Source organism: Nocardioides sp. W7, assembly GCF_022919075.1.
Classification (GTDB): domain Bacteria; phylum Actinomycetota; class Actinomycetes; order Propionibacteriales; family Nocardioidaceae; genus Nocardioides.
This window is the reverse complement of sequence record NZ_CP095078.1, coordinates 4,700,746-4,716,247: the sequence shown is the minus strand read 5'-3', so window position 1 is coordinate 4,716,247 and position 15,502 is coordinate 4,700,746. Positions and strand designations below refer to the sequence as shown.

18 protein-coding genes and 1 pseudogene are annotated in these 15,502 nt (G+C 73.2%); 10 read left to right on the top strand and 9 right to left on the bottom strand.

The features are described from left to right. The first annotated feature begins 8 nt into the window (after nt 1–8). Nucleotides 9–476, top strand: a complete 468-nt coding sequence (locus tag MUB56_RS22065; RefSeq protein ID WP_244929159.1) for a TM2 domain-containing protein — start codon at nt 9–11, stop codon at nt 474–476. A gap of 107 nt (nt 477–583) precedes the next feature. On the opposite strand, the gene MUB56_RS22060 is transcribed toward MUB56_RS22065, so the two are convergent. From MUB56_RS22060 to MUB56_RS22045, 4 genes are read right to left on the bottom strand one after another with little or no spacing between them, the layout of a single operon-like run. Next, on the bottom strand, nt 584–1,432 hold the full coding sequence (locus tag MUB56_RS22060; protein WP_244929158.1) for a DUF3097 domain-containing protein: 849 nt from the start codon (nt 1,430–1,432) through the stop codon (nt 584–586). A gap of 51 nt (nt 1,433–1,483) precedes the next feature. Further along, the gene (locus MUB56_RS22055; protein WP_244929157.1) at nt 1,484–1,714 is read right to left on the bottom strand and encodes a hypothetical protein; all 231 of its coding nucleotides are present in this window, start codon (nt 1,712–1,714) and stop codon (nt 1,484–1,486) included. A 16-nt stretch (nt 1,715–1,730) separates the two neighbouring features. Beyond that, the gene (locus MUB56_RS22050; protein ID WP_244929156.1) at nt 1,731–2,579 is read right to left on the bottom strand and encodes an MBL fold metallo-hydrolase; all 849 of its coding nucleotides are present in this window, start codon (nt 2,577–2,579) and stop codon (nt 1,731–1,733) included. A 35-nt stretch (nt 2,580–2,614) separates the two neighbouring features. Next, complete coding sequence (locus MUB56_RS22045) at nt 2,615–3,361, bottom strand: hypothetical protein (protein ID WP_244929155.1); 747 nt, start codon at nt 3,359–3,361, stop codon at nt 2,615–2,617. Nucleotides 3,362–3,518: 157 nt separating this feature from the next. On the opposite strand from MUB56_RS22045, the gene hrcA reads away from it, so the two are divergent. Genes hrcA through MUB56_RS22030 form a run of 3 tightly spaced genes read left to right on the top strand, consistent with a single transcriptional unit; the run spans nt 3,519 to nt 6,523 of the window. Further along, nucleotides 3,519–4,532, top strand: coding sequence for a heat-inducible transcriptional repressor HrcA (gene hrcA, locus MUB56_RS22040; protein WP_244929154.1), 1,014 nt, complete (start codon nt 3,519–3,521; stop codon nt 4,530–4,532). Between the two features lie 60 nt (nt 4,533–4,592). Then, nucleotides 4,593–5,768: a molecular chaperone DnaJ gene (dnaJ, locus tag MUB56_RS22035; RefSeq protein ID WP_244929153.1), complete on the top strand. Its 1,176-nt coding sequence runs from the start codon at nt 4,593–4,595 to the stop codon at nt 5,766–5,768. Between the two features lie 14 nt (nt 5,769–5,782). After that, entirely contained in the window at nt 5,783–6,523 is a 741-nt protein-coding gene (locus MUB56_RS22030) for a 16S rRNA (uracil(1498)-N(3))-methyltransferase (protein ID WP_244929152.1), read from the top strand. 6 nt (nt 6,524–6,529) lie between these two features. Here MUB56_RS22030 and MUB56_RS22025 read toward each other — a convergent pair. From MUB56_RS22025 to MUB56_RS22010, 4 genes and pseudogenes are all read right to left on the bottom strand, one after another. Beyond that, nucleotides 6,530–7,575: pseudogene (locus tag MUB56_RS22025) on the bottom strand (winged helix DNA-binding domain-containing protein). A gap of 86 nt (nt 7,576–7,661) precedes the next feature. Next, the gene (locus tag MUB56_RS22020) at nt 7,662–8,576 is read right to left on the bottom strand and encodes a Gmad2 immunoglobulin-like domain-containing protein (RefSeq protein ID WP_244929151.1); all 915 of its coding nucleotides are present in this window, start codon (nt 8,574–8,576) and stop codon (nt 7,662–7,664) included. A gap of 39 nt (nt 8,577–8,615) precedes the next feature. Beyond that, nucleotides 8,616–9,611: a Gmad2 immunoglobulin-like domain-containing protein gene (locus MUB56_RS22015; protein WP_244929150.1), complete on the bottom strand. Its 996-nt coding sequence runs from the start codon at nt 9,609–9,611 to the stop codon at nt 8,616–8,618. Then, a complete protein-coding gene (locus tag MUB56_RS22010) occupies nt 9,608–10,156 on the bottom strand; it encodes a SigE family RNA polymerase sigma factor (RefSeq protein ID WP_244929149.1) in 549 nt (182 codons plus the stop codon). The genes MUB56_RS22015 and MUB56_RS22010 overlap by 4 nt, the downstream gene beginning before the upstream one ends. A 98-nt stretch (nt 10,157–10,254) precedes the next feature. Between MUB56_RS22010 and MUB56_RS22005 the strand changes: the two genes are divergently transcribed. After that, on the top strand, nt 10,255–10,599 hold the full coding sequence (locus MUB56_RS22005; RefSeq protein ID WP_244929148.1) for an HIT domain-containing protein: 345 nt from the start codon (nt 10,255–10,257) through the stop codon (nt 10,597–10,599). Further along, a complete protein-coding gene (locus MUB56_RS22000) occupies nt 10,596–11,843 on the top strand; it encodes a hypothetical protein (RefSeq protein ID WP_244929147.1) in 1,248 nt (415 codons plus the stop codon). Before MUB56_RS22005 ends, MUB56_RS22000 begins: the two co-directional genes overlap by 4 nt. 92 nt (nt 11,844–11,935) lie before the next feature. On the opposite strand, the gene MUB56_RS21995 is transcribed toward MUB56_RS22000, so the two are convergent. Then, on the bottom strand, nt 11,936–12,217 hold the full coding sequence (locus MUB56_RS21995) for a hypothetical protein (protein WP_244929146.1): 282 nt from the start codon (nt 12,215–12,217) through the stop codon (nt 11,936–11,938). Between the two features lie 110 nt (nt 12,218–12,327). Here MUB56_RS21995 and MUB56_RS21990 point away from each other — a divergent pair, with 110 nt between their 5' ends. From MUB56_RS21990 to MUB56_RS21975, 4 genes are read left to right on the top strand one after another with little or no spacing between them, the layout of a single operon-like run. Next, nucleotides 12,328–13,365, top strand: coding sequence for a PhoH family protein (locus MUB56_RS21990; RefSeq protein WP_244929145.1), 1,038 nt, complete (start codon nt 12,328–12,330; stop codon nt 13,363–13,365). Continuing rightward, entirely contained in the window at nt 13,362–13,829 is a 468-nt protein-coding gene (ybeY, locus tag MUB56_RS21985) for an rRNA maturation RNase YbeY (protein ID WP_244929144.1), read from the top strand. The genes MUB56_RS21990 and ybeY overlap by 4 nt, the downstream gene beginning before the upstream one ends. Then, entirely contained in the window at nt 13,826–15,151 is a 1,326-nt protein-coding gene (locus tag MUB56_RS21980; RefSeq protein WP_244929143.1) for a hemolysin family protein, read from the top strand. Before ybeY ends, MUB56_RS21980 begins: the two co-directional genes overlap by 4 nt. Next, the gene (locus MUB56_RS21975) at nt 15,144–15,488 is read left to right on the top strand and encodes a cytidine deaminase (protein WP_244929142.1); all 345 of its coding nucleotides are present in this window, start codon (nt 15,144–15,146) and stop codon (nt 15,486–15,488) included. The genes MUB56_RS21980 and MUB56_RS21975 overlap by 8 nt, the downstream gene beginning before the upstream one ends. Nucleotides 15,489–15,502: the final 14 nt, after the last annotated feature.

Genomic DNA, 15,502 nt, shown 5'->3' with positions numbered 1-15,502 from the left:
CTGCTCGCATGACCCAGGGACCTGAGTACCCCGCCTCGCAGGAGCCCTCGGGCGACGAGCCCACCCAGCCCTACGGGAGTCGCCCGTACGGCGAGCAGCCTCCGCCGCCTCCGTCGGCCGACCAGCCGGCGTACAGCCAGCCGCCGTACGCCCCGCCGCCCTACACCCAGCAGCAGCCGGCCTACCCCGGCTTCCCCGGAATGCCGTACGGCGCCTCGCCGGCCGCGCCGTACGGCGTGCACCCGCTGACGGGCGTGCCGTACTCCGAGAAGTCCAAGATCGTCGCCGGCCTGCTGCAGATCCTGCTGCCGCTGGGCATCGGCCGGTTCTACCTCGGCGACACCGGCATCGGGGTGGCCCAGCTGCTGGTCACGATCTTCACCTGCGGCATCGGCGCGCTGTGGCCCGTCATCGACGGCATCATCATCCTGGCCTCGGACAGCAAGGACTCCCAGGGTCTGATGCTGCGGTCGTGATGCGTCCGCGAGACCGGATGGGTCTCGATACCACGGGCTCCGCCCTCGCAGGCTCGGTCCGAGCCCGTCTACTCGACCTCGTGACCTGACGCTCGTCCTTCGCAGGCTCAGTCCGAGCTGGTCACGAAATCGATCAGCTCCTCGACTCGGCCGAGGAGAGCCGGGTCGAGGTCGTGGTACGACGAGACTCGGCCCAGGATCTGCTTCCAGGCGCGGGCGATGTCGGCCTGGTCGCGGTGCGGCCAGCCCAGGTGCTGGCACACGCCCCTCTTCCACTCGATGGAGCGGGGGATGTCGGGCCACCGCTCGAGGCCGACCCGGGCGGGCTTGACCGCGGCCCAGACGTCGATGAACGGGTGGCCGACGATCAGCACGTGCTTGCCGACCGGGGACTTCGCGACGCCCTGGGCGATCCGGCTCTCCTTGGAGCCCGGGACCAGGTGGTCGACCAGCACGCCGACCCGCCGATCGGGACCGGGGCGGAAGTCGCGCAGGTGCTCGGCGAGGTCGTCGACACCGTCGAGGTACTCCACGACGACGCCCTCGACGCGCAGGTCGTCGCCCCAGACCTTCTCGACCAGCTCGGCGTCGTGCCGGCCCTCGACGAAGATCCGGCTGGCTCGCGCCACCCGGGCCTTCGCACCGTGGACAGCGACCGAGCCGGATGCGGTGTGGGTGGGCTTGGCCGGCGCACTCTGACGCACGGGCGCGACCAGGATCACCGGGCGGCCCTCAAGTAGGAAGCCGGGGCCGAGCGGGAAGGTGCGCCGGCGGGCCCGCCGGTCCTCCAGGGTGAGGGTGTGCAGGTCGCGGTCGACGGCGACGATCTCGCCGCACCAGTCGGTGGTGACCTCCTCGACGACCGTGCCGAGGTCGGCCGGCGCCTCGACCGCACGCCCGCGCTTGGGGGCGCGCCAGTCGGTCGAGAGGACGTCGGAGCCGTACCGGTCAGCCATGCCCGCCACGCTAGGCGGCGCGACCGACAGTCCGCGGCAGGGCGCGCCGCCTCACTCCTCCTGTGAGGTGTCCGACGGGTGCCGGCCCTCGCCGGCGGCGTCGCCCGGCTTCGGCTCGCCCTTGCCCTCCTGCTCGGCGGCCTTGCCGCCGGTCAGGAGGTCCTCGACGGTGCTGCCGGGCTCCAGTCCCTCGGCCAACGGGTTGTCGTCGCTCGGCACCAGGTCCTCGGGCAGGTCCTCGTCGGGGACGCCGGGCTCGTTCTCGTTCTCCGCGTTGCTCATGCCGCCCGGTACCCGCTCAGATCAGCGGCAGCCGCTTCTGGCTGCGGGGCAGCTGCTCGTAGCCCCGGCGTACGGCCTCGCCGAGCTGCTCGCGCGGGTAGGGCCACTCGGCGGCGGCCAGCGCGTCGCGGACCGGGACGCCCGTGGTCGCCAGGTGCCGGATGGTCTCGGCGACGATCCCGATCGTGTTGCGCTGCTCCTCGACGAAGTCGCGGTCGACCGGCGCCCCGTGGCCGGGTACGACGACCGACGACCCGGTCGTCAGGCCGAGCACGATGTCGAGCGCCAGCGGCCACTCCAGCGGGTGGCAGTCGCCGCCGAAGCCGGGCGGGCCGGACTCCTCGACCAGGTCGCCGGCGAGCAGGGTGTCGGCGTCGGGGACCCGTACGACCAGGTCGCCGGCGGTGTGGCCCCGGCCGGGGTGGACCAGCTCGACCAGCCGGTCGCCGAGGTCGAGCGCCACCACCGAGGAGAACGTGTGGTCGGCCGGCACGATCTCGGTCGCCCGGATCTCGTCGCGGTGCGGGTCGTCGGGATCGGCGTCGTACGCCGCCTTGATCCGCTCGCCCGCCGCCACGGTGTTGGCGGCGGCCGTCTCGTGCGCGTGGATCGGTACGACGCCGTACGCCGAGCGCAGCTCCCCGTTGCCGAAGGTGTGGTCGAAGTGCTCGTGGGTGTTCACGACGCCGACGACCCGCCCGGTGCCGAGCCGGCGGATGTCCTCGACCACCTCGCGCGCGGCGAGCGCCGAGGCGTGCGTGTCGACGACGAGCAGCCCGTCGGCGCCGCCGACGAGCGTCACGTTGACGTCGAACCAGTCGTAGCGCGCGACCCAGATCCGGTCCGCGACCTCGGTGAAGGGCACCCGGGCAGGCTAGGCCACTGCGGCCATCGGGGTCCTCAGCAGATCCCGGCGTGCAGCTCGCGGCGCAGCATCTCGCCGAGCTCGGCGGTGGTCCGGGCGGCGCGGGGGAAGGTGACGTCGAGGTGCCGGGCGCCTTCGGCGTCGATCCAGCGCACCTGCACGCCGGACGGCGAGAGGTCGGCGAGGGCGACGCCGAGCAGTCGGCCCATCGGGGTCCCGGTCGTGGTCGACACCGCCCGGCGCAGCTCCTCCTGGTGGCAGCTGTTGGCGTGCTCGACCGAGTGCTGGAGGTAGCCCCGGTTGAGGTGGTGGGCGGGGGAGCGGAAGTGCGCGAGCGGGACCCGGAGCTGCTGGTCGGGCTCCCGCTCGTCACCAGCGGCGGGTGCGGCGTGCCGGGTCAGCAGCGCGAAGTTGAGCTCGAGGACGACCACGTGGCGGGTCTCCGCGCAGCAGGCGCAGTCCTCGACGCCGCGGGTCTCCACCCGGCCCGCCAGGGTGAGGGTCATGGCGCGCTCCTCGGAGCCCGGGTGGCCGAGACCGCTCTCGACCGTGATCAGGGCGCTGCGGTGGTGCGCAGCGGCCACGGCGAGCTCGCTGTCCGGCGGGCAGGAGAACGTCGGGGTTCCGTACACGTCCTGCATCCCGAGTGCGTCGTCACCGAGCACGCTCGGGTGGCCGTCGACGACCAGGCTGACGCTGCCCGGGCAGGCGAGGATGCTGCGCGCCTCGGCCGCGAGCTCGGCCGGATCGAGCAGCGGGCGGGTCGTGGGGTCCGCGGTCATGTCGCCTCCTGAGTGAGTTAGGCAAGGCTAACCTACGCGACGGTCGGACGCCCCGGAAAGCCGCTGTCCGGATCGCGAACCACGCTCGGTCCGCACCGCCTTGTAGAGTTGGCACTCCGGACATTCGAGTGCCAGGTCAGCCAGCGGAGGAGGCGAGATGCAGGAGGAGCGTCGACTCGCGGTGCTGCGCGCGATCGTCGAGGACTACGTCTCCACCGAGGAGCCCGTCGGCTCGAAGGCGCTGGTCGAGCGGCACGGTCTCGGTGTCTCGCCGGCCACCGTGCGCAACGACATGGCCGCGCTCGAGGACGAGGGCTACATCACCCAGCCGCACACCAGCGCGGGGCGGGTGCCGACCGACAAGGGCTACCGGCTCTTCGTCGACCGACTGACCACCGTCAAGCCGATGAGCGCCGCCGAGAAGCGCGCGATCTCGACCTTCCTCGACGGCGCCGTCGACCTCGACGACGTCGTGCAGCGCTCGGTGCGGATGCTCTCCCAGCTGACCCGCCAGGTGGCCGTGGTGCAGTACCCCACGCTCTCCCGCTCGACCGTGCGCCACATCGAGCTGGTCCCGCTCGCCCCGAACCGGCTGCTCGCGGTCCTCATCCTCAGCACCGGCCGCGTCGAGCAGCGCCTCGTCGAGCTCGGCGCCGACCTGGGCGACGCCGAGCTCGCCGAGCTGCGGAACCGGGTCAACCGCGCCGCCACCGGCGAGGTCATCTCCGAGGCGGCGGTCTTGCTGCGTGCGGCGGTCCCGGAGGTCGACGACGGGTCGACGGCGGCCGTGGTGGACGTCCTCGTCGACGCCATGGTCGACCACCGCTCGGACCAGCGGATCGCCGTCGGCGGCGCCGCCAACCTGGCGCGGTACGGCGACTCCTTCGACTCCGCCGTCCGTCCGCTCCTGGAGGCACTCGAGGAGCACGTGGTGCTGCTGAAGCTGCTCGGCGAGGCCAGCACCGGCGGGATGGTGACCGTCCGCATCGGGGCCGAGGGGCCGTACGAACAGTTCGCCTCGACGAGCGTCGTGGCCACCGGCTACGGCCCGCGCGACGAGGCGCTCGCGACGCTCGGCATCGTGGGCCCCACCCGCATGGACTACCCGGGGACGATGTCGGCCGTGCGCGCGGTCGCCCGCTACGTCTCGCGCATCCTTGACGAGAGCTAGCACCAGCTCAGCCCCCGCACTCGCACTCGCCGTACGACAGACGACAAGAAGGAACCATCCGTGAGTCAGGACCTGTACGAGCTTCTCGGTGTCGCCCGCGACGCGGACGCCGACGCCATCAAGAAGGCCTACCGGCGCCTCGCCCGCCAGCTGCACCCGGACGTCAACCCGGACCCGGAGACCCAGGAGAAGTTCAAGGAGGTCACCCGGGCCTACGAGGTGCTCTCCGACCCGCAGAAGCGCGCGTCGTACGACCGTGGCGGCGACCCGTTCGCCGGCGGCGCCGGCGGCTTCGGGCAGGGTGCGGGCTTCTCGTTCACCGACATCATGGACGCCTTCTTCGGCGGCCAGGGCGCGGGTGCGGCGGGCGGCGGACGTGGTCCGCGGGCGCGTACCCGACGCGGCCAGGACGCGCTGATCCGCCTGGAGGTGGAGCTGGCCGAGGCGGCCTTCGGGGTGACCCGGGAGCTGACCGTCGACACCGCCGTCCTCTGCGGCACCTGCCACGGCGAGGGCGCCGCTCCGGGCACGCACGCCGTGCCGTGCGAGACCTGTCGCGGCCAGGGCGAGGTCGCCCACGTCCAGCGCTCCTTCCTCGGCGAGATCCGCACCCTCCGCCCGTGCGCGGCCTGCCGCGGCCTCGGCACCGTCATCCCCGAGCCGTGCCGGGAGTGCTCCGGCGACGGCCGGGTGCGCTCGCGCCGGTCGCTGACGGTCAAGATCCCGGCGGGCGTCGACACCGGCACCCGGGTCCAGCTGTCGGAGCAGGGCGAGGTCGGCCCCGGCGGCGGCCCGGCCGGCGACCTGTACGTCGAGATCCACGTCGCGGCCCACGACGTCTTCACCCGCCAGGGCAACGACCTGCACTGCACCGTGACCGTGCCGATGTCGGCCGCCGCGCTGGGGACCACGCTGGTCCTGCCCACGCTGGAGGCCGACGTCGAGCAGGGTGCCGACTCGGGGGTCGAGACGAGCTTCGACCTCGAGGTGCGCCCCGGCACCCAGTCCGGCACCCAGCAGATGCTCCGGGCCCGGGGCGTCCCCGGCCTGCGCGGCGGGCGCGGCGACCTGATCGTCACCATCGCGGTCGAGACGCCGACCAAGCTCGACCCGCGCCAGGAGGAGCTGCTCCGCGAGCTCGCCGCGATCCGGGGCGAGGAGGAGCCGACCGGCCAGGTCCGGCCCGGCTCGAAGTCCGTCTTCGGGCGGCTCCGCGACGCGTTCAACACGCACTGACGACCCGCACCGAGATGTCGCTCCCGGTCCACCTCGTGCCGTCGCTCGACGGCGTCTGCGTCGGCTCGTCGGTGACGGTCGACGGCGACGAGGCGCACCACGCCGTCGCGGTACGACGGCTGCGGGTCGGCGAGGCCGTCGTACTCACCGACGGGCGCGGCACCTCGGTCGTGGCCGAGGTGGGGGCGACCGGCAAGCGGGTGTTCTCGGTGACCGTGACCTCCGTGGAGACGGCCCCGGCCCCGGCGCCGGCGATCACGGTCGTCCAGGCGCTGCCCAAGGGCGACCGGGGCGAGCTGGCGGTCGAGGTGCTGACCGAGGTCGGGGTCGCGCGCGTGGTCCCGTGGGCGGCGTCGCGAAGCGTGGCCGTCTGGAAGGGCGAGCGGGCCGAGAAGTCCCTCGCTCGCTGGCGCTCGACGGCCCGGGAGGCGGCCAAGCAGGCCCGCCGGTCCTGGTTCCCCGAGGTCGACCCGCTGGCGTCGACCGCCGACGTCGTCGCGCTCGTGGCCTCGGCCTCGCTCGCGGTCGTCCTGCACGAGGCGGCCACCGTGCCGCTGACCTCGCTGGCCGTCCCCGCCGACGGGTCGGTGCTGGTCGTGGTCGGCCCGGAGGGCGGGCTCGCCGACGACGAGGTCGCGGCCCTCGTCGCCGCCGGGGCGACGTCGGTGCGGCTCGGTGCCGAGGTGCTGCGCACCTCCACCGCGGGCGTCGTCGCCGTCGCCGCGCTGCTCGCGCGGACCCCGCGCTGGGGTTGACAAGCCCTAACGCGCCAGCAGCTCCTCGACCCGCGCCGACTCGGACGCCAGGTCGTCGCGCTCGGCCCTCGTCAGCGGGCGGAGGGACTCGACGACCTCGACGCGGCCGTCCACGACCCGCCACAGACCCTCGAGCCAGCCGTCGACGAAGAGCGCGTTCGCGGTGCCGCCGTTGACGCCCATCCAGGCGCTCCGCTTCTCGGGATCGGTGACCCGGTCGCGCCGGGCGTGCGAGAGCCAGACGTTGTCGTAGCAGCCCAGCAGGCGCACCGGCGCCGGCTCGTCCTCGTCGGCGACGACGGCCTCGGGTACGTCGTACAGGGTGCGGCCGTCCTCGTCCTCGTGACGCACCAGGTCCTCCATCGCGGCCAGGACCGGCCCGAGCCGGGTGATGGCCGACCAGGCGGTCACGTCGGCGGCCGTCGCCGGGCCGAAGGCGCGCAGGTAGCGCCGCACGATCTCGGGTAGGTCGGGGTCCGGGGCCGGGCCGCCCAGCCACGCGTCGGCGTACTGGTAGACACGCCGCCCGTCTGCTTCCAACAGCCGCGTGGAGGCACCTGGACCAGCGGCGCGGTCAGCCGTGCGACCTGCCCCAGCGCCGTCGCGGGTCGGTCCACGAAGGTCTCCGCGAGCCGTTGTCCCAGTGCCTTCTGGGTCAGCGGGCCGTCGGCCAGGGCTGACCGCAGGGCCGCGTCGAACGCCTCCCGGTCCACGTCGGTGGCGCCGCGCACGTTCTGGCTGGAGCGCAGCTCCTGCTCCATCCGCGCCTGGGTCCAGGCCCGCAGCGGCCGGGCGTCGGCCGCCGGGAGGAGGTGGATCGTCCCGCGCATCGTGAGCAGGCGCACCAGGCTCCGCTCCTCCAGGCCCCGCGTGACGTCCTCGGGATCGAAGCTCGCCAGGCGGGCGTGCAGGGAGAGGTACGGCGGGAGGTTCTCCGGCGCCTGCAGCCCGACCAGGTGACCCGCCAGCTCCGCGACCGAGGTGTCGGTGCGGGCCAGCAGGTGCTGGCGCCGGAGCAGGGTGCGGTTCAACCGTCGGCGGCTCAGCCTCATGGCGGCACGATAGGACGGATGGGCGGAAAGCGGAGCCTCCGGCGCACCACGCACGCCGGAGGCTCCGAGTCGATGTCGATGTGCAGCTACTCGACGACGATCGCCTTGCTGTCCTGGTGCGGTCCGGCACCCTCGGCGCCGCCGGACGGGTCGTCGGTGAGCGCGACGAAGGTGTACTCACCGGGGGCGAGGCCGGAGACGTCGACCTCGGTCTCCCACGGGTAGAGCTTGTCCATCCAGCCCTCCGCGGTGGCGAAGCCGTCGAGGACGACCTTGTCGCCCTGCCGGATCTCCCACGGCACGGTCGCCTCGAACGAGCTGGCGACCCCGCTGGCGGTGAAGGTGTCGGGGACGGTGGCGCCCTCCTCGGGCGAGGTGACGCTGACCAGACCGAGGACGTCGAGCGGGGGCTCGGCGCTCACCCCACCGGCGGTGTCGACGCCGAAGAGCGTGGCGGGGGAGTCGCCGACGAAGACGGTGACCGGAGCGCGGTCCTGCTGGACGCCCTGCAGCGTGTAGACCAGCTGCTGCACGGCGAGGGTGGCCTCCTCGGAGCTGTCCTGGCCGGTCGTGGTCGTCCACGCGTCGTCGGGGAGCTCGACGCGGAAGCCGCCGTCGGCGTACTCGATGCTCGCGAAGGAGCCCGAGGGGTACGCCGTGCGGTAGTCCGGGTCGAGGGCGTCACCGGCGGCCACCAGGGCGGCCGCCTCCTCGAGCGGGTTGTCGGACGCGACCTTGCGGAACTCCCGGAACAGCCGGGCGCCCTGCGGGGTGTCGCCGACGAAGTAGACCGGCACCGTCACCTCGCCGCTGGGCGGGGCCGACTCGGTCGCCGAGCCGGTCTCCGGGTCGCCGGGGGTCGCCTCGGTGCTGCTGTCGACGGGGTCGGTGGCGACGGGGTCCTCGGAGCCGTCGTCGGAGCCGCAGCCGCTCAGGACGGTGCCCAGGGCAGCGGTGAGCGCGAGGGCGGCGACGCGGGTACGGCGGGGAAGTGCGGTCATGACACCCATCCTGGTCGATCGGTCGTGAACACGTCGGACCTACCCGACGATCAGGGACCGCGTGTCGGTCCAGAGCTCGGGGGGCTGGTTCTCGGGACCGGGTCCCTCGACGGTCGCGACGAACGTGTAGCGACCGGGCTCGAAGCCGGCGACGTCGATGTCCTCGAGCGACCACGCCGAGAGCCGGTCGGCGTGGACGCCCTCGGCCACGACCGGCTGCTCCCAGACCGTCTCGCCGTCCCGCTCCAGCGACAGCACGACGTTGCCCTCCGGTGCGCTGGCGACCCCGCGGGCACTGAACGTGCCGTCGGTGACGCGGCCCTCGGTCGGGTCGCTGATGCTCACCAGGGACAGCTGGTCGAGGCCCGGAGCGGCCGTCAGCCCCGCCGCGGTCGTCTGGATCCCGAGGATCGGTGCGGGCCGGCCGCCCAGGGAGAAGGCCACGGCCGCCGGGCTGGAGGTGCTCCCCTGGAGGGTGCGGACCAGCTGCTGGACGGCCAGTTCGGCCTCCTCGGCGCTCATCCCGGCGGGCCGCTCGGTCCAGGTCGCGTCGGGGAGCGGCACCGCGAATCTGCCGTCGTCGCCGATGTCGACGTGCCACGCCCCCCAGCCGGCCGGCCAGAGGGTGCGGTAGTCGGCATCGAGCGCGTCGCCGCTGCCCACCAGGGCGGCGGCGGCCGAGGCCGGGTCGAACTCCGGGACCCGACGGAACTCGCGGAACAGGCGCGGCCCGGCCGGGCTGTCCCCGACGAAGTAGACCGGCACAGCCAGGGTTCGGACTTCCGGCTCGCCCGGCAGGGCGGACGGTGCGGCCATCAGGTCCTGCGTCGGTCGGGGAGTCGGGCCCTCCGCGTCCCCGGTCAGTACGACGACCGCGGCCACCGTCGCGGCGGTGGCGAGGACGGCGCCGCCGACGGCGTACCGCCACGATCGTCGCGGCGGCCGAGCGGTCCGGGCCCGGATCTCGCCGAGCCGGTCGGCCGGCTCGACGTCGGCGACCGCGTCGTCGAGCAGGTCCCGCAGCTGGTCGGTCATGACTGCTCCTCCTCGAGCGTCGGGTCCCCGTGCAGGGAGTCCTGGAGCATCGTGCGCAGGGCGGCCGCGCCTCGGGACGCGTGGCTCTTCACGGATCCGGGCGAGATGCCGAGGGTGTGCGCGATCTCCGCCTCGCTCAGGTCCAGGTAGTAGCGCAGCGCCAGCACCTCGCGCTGGCGCCGCGGCAGCGCGCGCAGCGCGTCGAGTACGCCGGCCCGGCGGTCCGCGTCGAGGGTTCCCTCGTCCGCGCCCGGAACCTCGGGCGGGTCGGGCGCCCGGGCGAGGTGGCGGGCCACGACGGACCGGTGCCGCAGCGCCGATCGGGACCGGTTGACGACGGACTGGCGCAGGTAGGCGAGCGCCCGGTCCGGCTCGCGCAGCCGTCCCCAGCGGGCGTGGACCGCGACGAACGCGTCCTGCACGACCTCCTCGGCGGTGCCGGTGTCGCGCACGAGCAGCACCGAGAGCCGGACCAGCTGACGCCAGTGCGCGGCGTACAGCTGCTCGAGCGCCTCGTCCGCGGTCCAGGTCGTCCGCTCGGTCACCACCGTCACGCTAGTGGGGACGCGCGAGGATGGGGTCCGGTTGTCACGAGACAGCCACCGACTTCCGTGCGAGCATTCCCGAGGGGGAGGAACACCACGTGCCTGAGACCGACTGCCTGTTCTGCAAGATCGTCGCCGGGGAGATCCCGGGTGACGTCGTGCACGTCACCGAGCGCACGGTCGCCTTCCGCGACCTCAACCCGCAGGCGCCGACGCACGTGCTGGTGGTGCCGCGCGACCACTACGCCAACGCCGCGGAGCTCGCCGCCGGCGACCCGGTCGCGAGCGCCGAGCTGGTGACCGCGGCCGCCGCGGTCGCCGCCGCCGAGGGGTACGACGACTACCGCCTCGTCTACAACACCGGTGCCGGGGTCGGGCAGTCCGTCTTCCACACCCACCTGCACCTCCTGGCCGGACGGTCGATGACCTGGCCGCCGGGATGAGAGCCCTCCGAGCCCTCCGGGCCCTCGCCGCGACGTCGGCGCTCCTGCTGGCCGTCACCGCGTGCAGCGGCGGTGGCGAGCCAAAGCCGCGGGACACCCCCGCACCCCCGGCCGACACCACCGGCGTCGCTGACGAGCCGACGACCGGCGAGTCCGCGACCACCGAGCCCGAGGATGCGCACAGCGCCCACGCCGTGGCGAAACCCGGCAGGCTGAAGCCGCTGCGCGCGGGCGAGCGGCGCCGCACGCTGACCATGCCGGCGGCGTACACGCCCTCGGCGCCGACCGGGGTCGGCACCGACGACTACCGGTGCTTCCTGCTCGACCCGCAGCTCGAGCGCGACTCCTGGCTGACCGGCACCAACGTGCTGCCCGGCAACCCCGACGTCGTGCACCACGTCATCCTGTTCCGCGTGCCGCCCGAGGACGTCGCGAAGGCCGAGGCCAAGGACGCCGAGACCCCCGACGACCAGGGCTGGACCTGCTTCGGCGGCAGCGCGCTGGACGGCGAGTTCGCCCAGCTCGACGACGCCCCGTGGCTCGGCGCCTGGGCGCCGGGCGGCGACGAGGTGATGACCCGGGACGGCTACGGCACCGAGCTGCCGAAGGGCAGCCGGATCATCATGCAGGTCCACTACAACCTGCTGGCCGGCACGGCGCCCGACGTCTCCGCCACCCAGATCCGCACCATGCCCCGCTCTGCGGACCTGACTGCCCTGCACACCTTCCTGATGCCCGCGCCGGTCGAGCTGCCCTGCCGCCCCTCGCACGGCGACGGACCGCTGTGCGACCGCGCGGCCGCGGTGGCCGACGCCAAGAGCCGCTTCGGCCAGGGCCCGGGCTCGACCGCCGACCTCCTGTACTTCCTCTGCGGTGGCCGGCCGATGGCCGGCGAGCGGACCTCGTGCGTACGCCGGGTCCAGCAGCCGGTGACGATCCTCGGCGCCGCGGGCCACATGCACCTGCTCGGTCGCCAGTTGCGCATCGAGACCGAGCCCGGCACCCCCGAGGCGAGGACGATCCTCGACATCCCGCTCTGGGACTTCGACGACCAGGGCTCCCGCCCGATCGACCCGGTCCGCCTGGAGGCCGGGGACACGGTCAGGATCGCCTGCACGCACTCCCAGGAGCTGCGCGACCGGCTGCCGGCGTTCGCGAGCCAACGTGAGGACAAGTACGTCGTGTGGGCCGACGGCACCACCGACGAGATGTGCCTCGGGATGCTGTCGGTCGCGTTCGGCTGAGGAGGACGCGCCGGCGGACCCCTCGATGGTGGTCGAGCGAGCGACCCGGTCGACTCCGAGACCAGGAGGGCGCCGGTCGGCCTGGCTGACGACTAACCCGCGAGCTCGCGCAGCAGGCGCAGCACGTAGAAGACCACCGGCATCCCGAAGACGACGAGCATCGCCCACGCGGTGAACTTGTGCAGGGGCTTGGTGGAGTCGAGCCGGCCGGCGAAGTCGAGCAGCGCACCGTCGGGGACGGTGTGGTTGAGGCCCATCCGCCGGGCGTCCTCGGGGAGGTGCTGGCCGGCGAACCACGCCGGCGGCGTGTCGTCGTCCGGGCCATGGTCCTCGTCGTCCCACGCCTCGCCGACCCGCTCCTCCGGAGGAACCATTCCTCCACCGTACGTGCTGCTGCGGGAACTCGCTCGATGCCGTCGCAGCCCTCCCGTAGCATGGAGGGCGCTCCCCGACCCTTGTAGGAAGGCCGCCCGTCCGGGCATCCATGACTGACAGCTCTCAACAGGGGGACCCCCAGGCCCCCCGCTCCACGACCCGGCACACCGTGGTCGTCCCGAACAGCATCAACATGGTGAGTCTCCTCGGTCCCGGCGACGAGCACCTCGGGATCATCGAGGGCGCCTTCGACGCCGAGATCCACGTGCGCGGCAACCGGATCTCGCTGCAGGGTGAGCCGGGCGAGGTCGCGCTGGCCGACCGCCTCGTCGACGAGCTGGTCGCGATCATCCGCACCGGCCAGGGGGTCACCTCGGAGACCGTCGAGCGGGTCATCACCATGCTCCGGGCCGAGACGACCGAGCGCCCGGCCGACGTGCTGAGCCTCAACATCCTCTCCAACCGGGGCCGCTCGATCCGTCCCAAGACGCTCAACCAGAAGCGGTACGTCGACTCGATCGACCAGCACACGATCACCTTCGGCATCGGCCCGGCCGGCACCGGCAAGACCTACCTGGCCGTGGCGAAGGCCGTCCAGGCGCTGCAGTCCAAGCAGGTCAACCGGATCATCCTGAGCCGCCCGGCCGTTGAGGCGGGGGAGCGGCTGGGCTTCCTGCCCGGCACCCTCACGGAGAAGATCGACCCCTACCTCCGGCCGCTGTACGACGCCCTGCACGACATGCTCGACCCCGAGCTGATCCCCAAGCTGATGGCTGCCGGCACGATCGAGGTCGCCCCGCTGGCCTTCCTGCGCGGCCGCTCGCTGAACGACTCCTTCATCATCCTCGACGAGGCGCAGAACACCACGCCCGAGCAGATGAAGATGTTCCTGACCCGGCTCGGGTTCGGCTCCAAGATCGTCGTCACCGGCGACGTCACCCAGACCGACCTGCCCAGCGGGCAGAAGTCCGGGCTGCGCGTGGTCGAGGGCATCCTCGACGAGGTCGGTGACATCTCGTTCAACCGGCTCACCAGCAGCGACGTCGTCCGGCACCGCCTGGTCGGCAAGATCGTCGCCGCCTACGACGATCACGAGGCCCGCACCGAGCTCGCCCAGGAGCGCCTGCAGCAGGGTGGTCGGCCGTGAGCATCGAGGTGCTGGACGAGTCCGGCCACGACCTCGACGTGCAGCACCTCGCGACGCTGAGCCGCTTCGTGATGGACCGGATGCGGGTGCACCCGCTCGCCGAGCTGTGCATCAAGGCGGTCGACGAGGCCACCATCGCCGAGCTCAACGAGCACTGGATGGAGAAGGAGGGCCCGACCGACGTGCTGGCCTTCCCGATGGACGAGCTGCGCCCCGGCCTGGTCGACGAGGATCCCGAGGAGGGCGTCCTCGGTGACCTGGTGCTCTGCCCCGCCATCGCGGTCACGCAGGGCGCGACGGCCGGACACGGCACCCTCGCCGAGATCGAGCTGCTGACCACCCACGGCATCCTGCACCTGCTCGGCTACGACCACGCCGAGCCCGAGGAGCACGCGGAGATGTTCGGCCTCCAGGACCGGCTGCTCGCCGAGTGGCGCGCCGGTTCGCCGGGAGCCGCGGAGTGACCTCCGGTGATCTCTGGCTGCTGGTCACAGCAGCCGCCCTCGTCGTACTCGCCGGCGCCTTCTCGGCCGCGGAGGCCGCGCTCGCGTCGTTCTCGCACGCCCGGGCCGAGGAGCTCGCCGCGGAGAAGCGGCCGGGCGCGAAGCGGCTGCTCGGGATCCTGGACGACACCGCCCGCTACCTCAACACCGCGCTGCTGCTCCGGCTGCTGTGCGAGATCTCGGCGACCGTCCTGGTCGCCCAGCTGGCCGACGAGGCGCTCGACGGCGAGTTCTGGGTCAGCACCCTGGTCGCCATCGGCGTGATGCTGGTCGTCTCCTTCGTCGTCATCGGGGTCGCGCCGCGCACCCTCGGCCGCCAGCACAGCGAGAGCGTGGCGCTGTTCTCGGCGGGGCCGCTGACCCTGGTGACCCGGGTGCTCGGCCCGCTGCCCCGGCTGCTGATCGTCATCGGCAACGCGCTGACCCCGGGCCGGGGCTTCAGCCAGGGCCCGTTCTCGACCGAGACCGAGCTGCGCGAGCTGGTCGACCTCGCGGAGGCCTCGGCGCTGATCGAGTCCGACGAGCGGCGGATGATCCACTCGGTCTTCGAGCTGGGCGACACGACGGTCCGCGAGGTGATGGTGCCGCGCAACGACGTGGTCTACGTCGAGCGGCACAAGAACCTGCGCCAGACCATGTCGCTGTTCCTGCGCAGCGGCTTCTCGCGGGTCCCCGTGATCGGCGAGAACCTCGACGACATCGTCGGCTTCGCCTACCTCAAGGACATCGTCCGCCGTGACTTCGAGGCCCCCGAGGCCGAGACCACCGAGCGGATCGAGTCGGTGATGCGGCGCGTGCACTGGGTGCCGGAGTCGAAGCCGGTCGACGAGCTGCTGCGCGAGATGCAGGCGCGCCGTCAGCACATCGCGGTCGTCGTCGACGAGTACGGCGGTACCGCGGGCATCATCACCATCGAGGACCTGCTCGAGGAGATCGTCGGCGAGATCACCGACGAGTACGACGAGGAGGAGATCGAGGTCGAGCAGCTGGCCGACGGCGTCGTACGCGTCTCCTCGCGCTACCCCGTCGACGACCTCGACGAGCTGTTCGGCTTCTCCGTCGAGGAGGAGGACGTCGACTCGGTCGGCGGCCTGATGGCCAAGCACCTCGGCCTGGTGCCGATCCCCGGCTCGGCGGTCCAGGCGCACGGCCTGCGATTCGTCGCCGAGGACGCCGCCGGGCGCCGCAACAAGATCGGCACGGTCCTGATCACCCGGGTCGATCCGGAGACCCACGAGACCGAGCAGCCACACCCAGTCGAGAACGAGGACGTCGATGCCTGACCCGCTGTCCGCCGAGGACCGGAAGCTCATCACCCTGGCCCGAGCCACCCGCGCCCGCACCGGCGCCGCCGAGGGGGCCGCCGTCCGCGACGCCGACGGCCGCACCTACGCCGCCGCCACCGTCGCCCTCCCGTCGCTGCAGGTCAGCGCCCTGGGCGTCTGCGTGGCCATGGCCGTCGCGTCCGGCGCGCGGGGACTCGAGGCCGCCGTCGTCCTCACCGAGGCCGGTGCGGTCGCCGATGCCGACCTCGCCGCGCTGCGGGACCTCGCCGGCCCCGGCGTCACCGTCCACCTCGGCGACCCGCGCGGAACGGTGGGCGCGACCAGCTCCACCTGAGGACGAGACCTGAG

Coding starts and splice junctions, on each gene's coding strand:
- MUB56_RS22045 (WP_244929155.1), bottom strand. CDS start 3,361: ATGACCGCGGACCCCACGACCCGCCCGCTGCTCGATCCGGCCGAGCTC.
- MUB56_RS22065 (WP_244929159.1), top strand. CDS start 9: ATGACCCAGGGACCTGAGTACCCCGCCTCGCAGGAGCCCTCGGGCGAC.
- hrcA (WP_244929154.1), top strand. CDS start 3,519: ATGCAGGAGGAGCGTCGACTCGCGGTGCTGCGCGCGATCGTCGAGGAC.
- MUB56_RS22055 (WP_244929157.1), bottom strand. CDS start 1,714: ATGAGCAACGCGGAGAACGAGAACGAGCCCGGCGTCCCCGACGAGGAC.
- MUB56_RS21995 (WP_244929146.1), bottom strand. CDS start 12,217: ATGGTTCCTCCGGAGGAGCGGGTCGGCGAGGCGTGGGACGACGAGGAC.
- MUB56_RS22000 (WP_244929147.1), top strand. CDS start 10,596: ATGAGAGCCCTCCGAGCCCTCCGGGCCCTCGCCGCGACGTCGGCGCTC.
- MUB56_RS22020 (WP_244929151.1), bottom strand. CDS start 8,576: ATGACCGCACTTCCCCGCCGTACCCGCGTCGCCGCCCTCGCGCTCACC.
- MUB56_RS22015 (WP_244929150.1), bottom strand. CDS start 9,611: ATGACCGACCAGCTGCGGGACCTGCTCGACGACGCGGTCGCCGACGTC.
- MUB56_RS22060 (WP_244929158.1), bottom strand. CDS start 1,432: ATGGCTGACCGGTACGGCTCCGACGTCCTCTCGACCGACTGGCGCGCC.
- MUB56_RS22030 (WP_244929152.1), top strand. CDS start 5,783: ATGTCGCTCCCGGTCCACCTCGTGCCGTCGCTCGACGGCGTCTGCGTC.
- MUB56_RS21990 (WP_244929145.1), top strand. CDS start 12,328: ATGACTGACAGCTCTCAACAGGGGGACCCCCAGGCCCCCCGCTCCACG.
- MUB56_RS21975 (WP_244929142.1), top strand. CDS start 15,144: ATGCCTGACCCGCTGTCCGCCGAGGACCGGAAGCTCATCACCCTGGCC.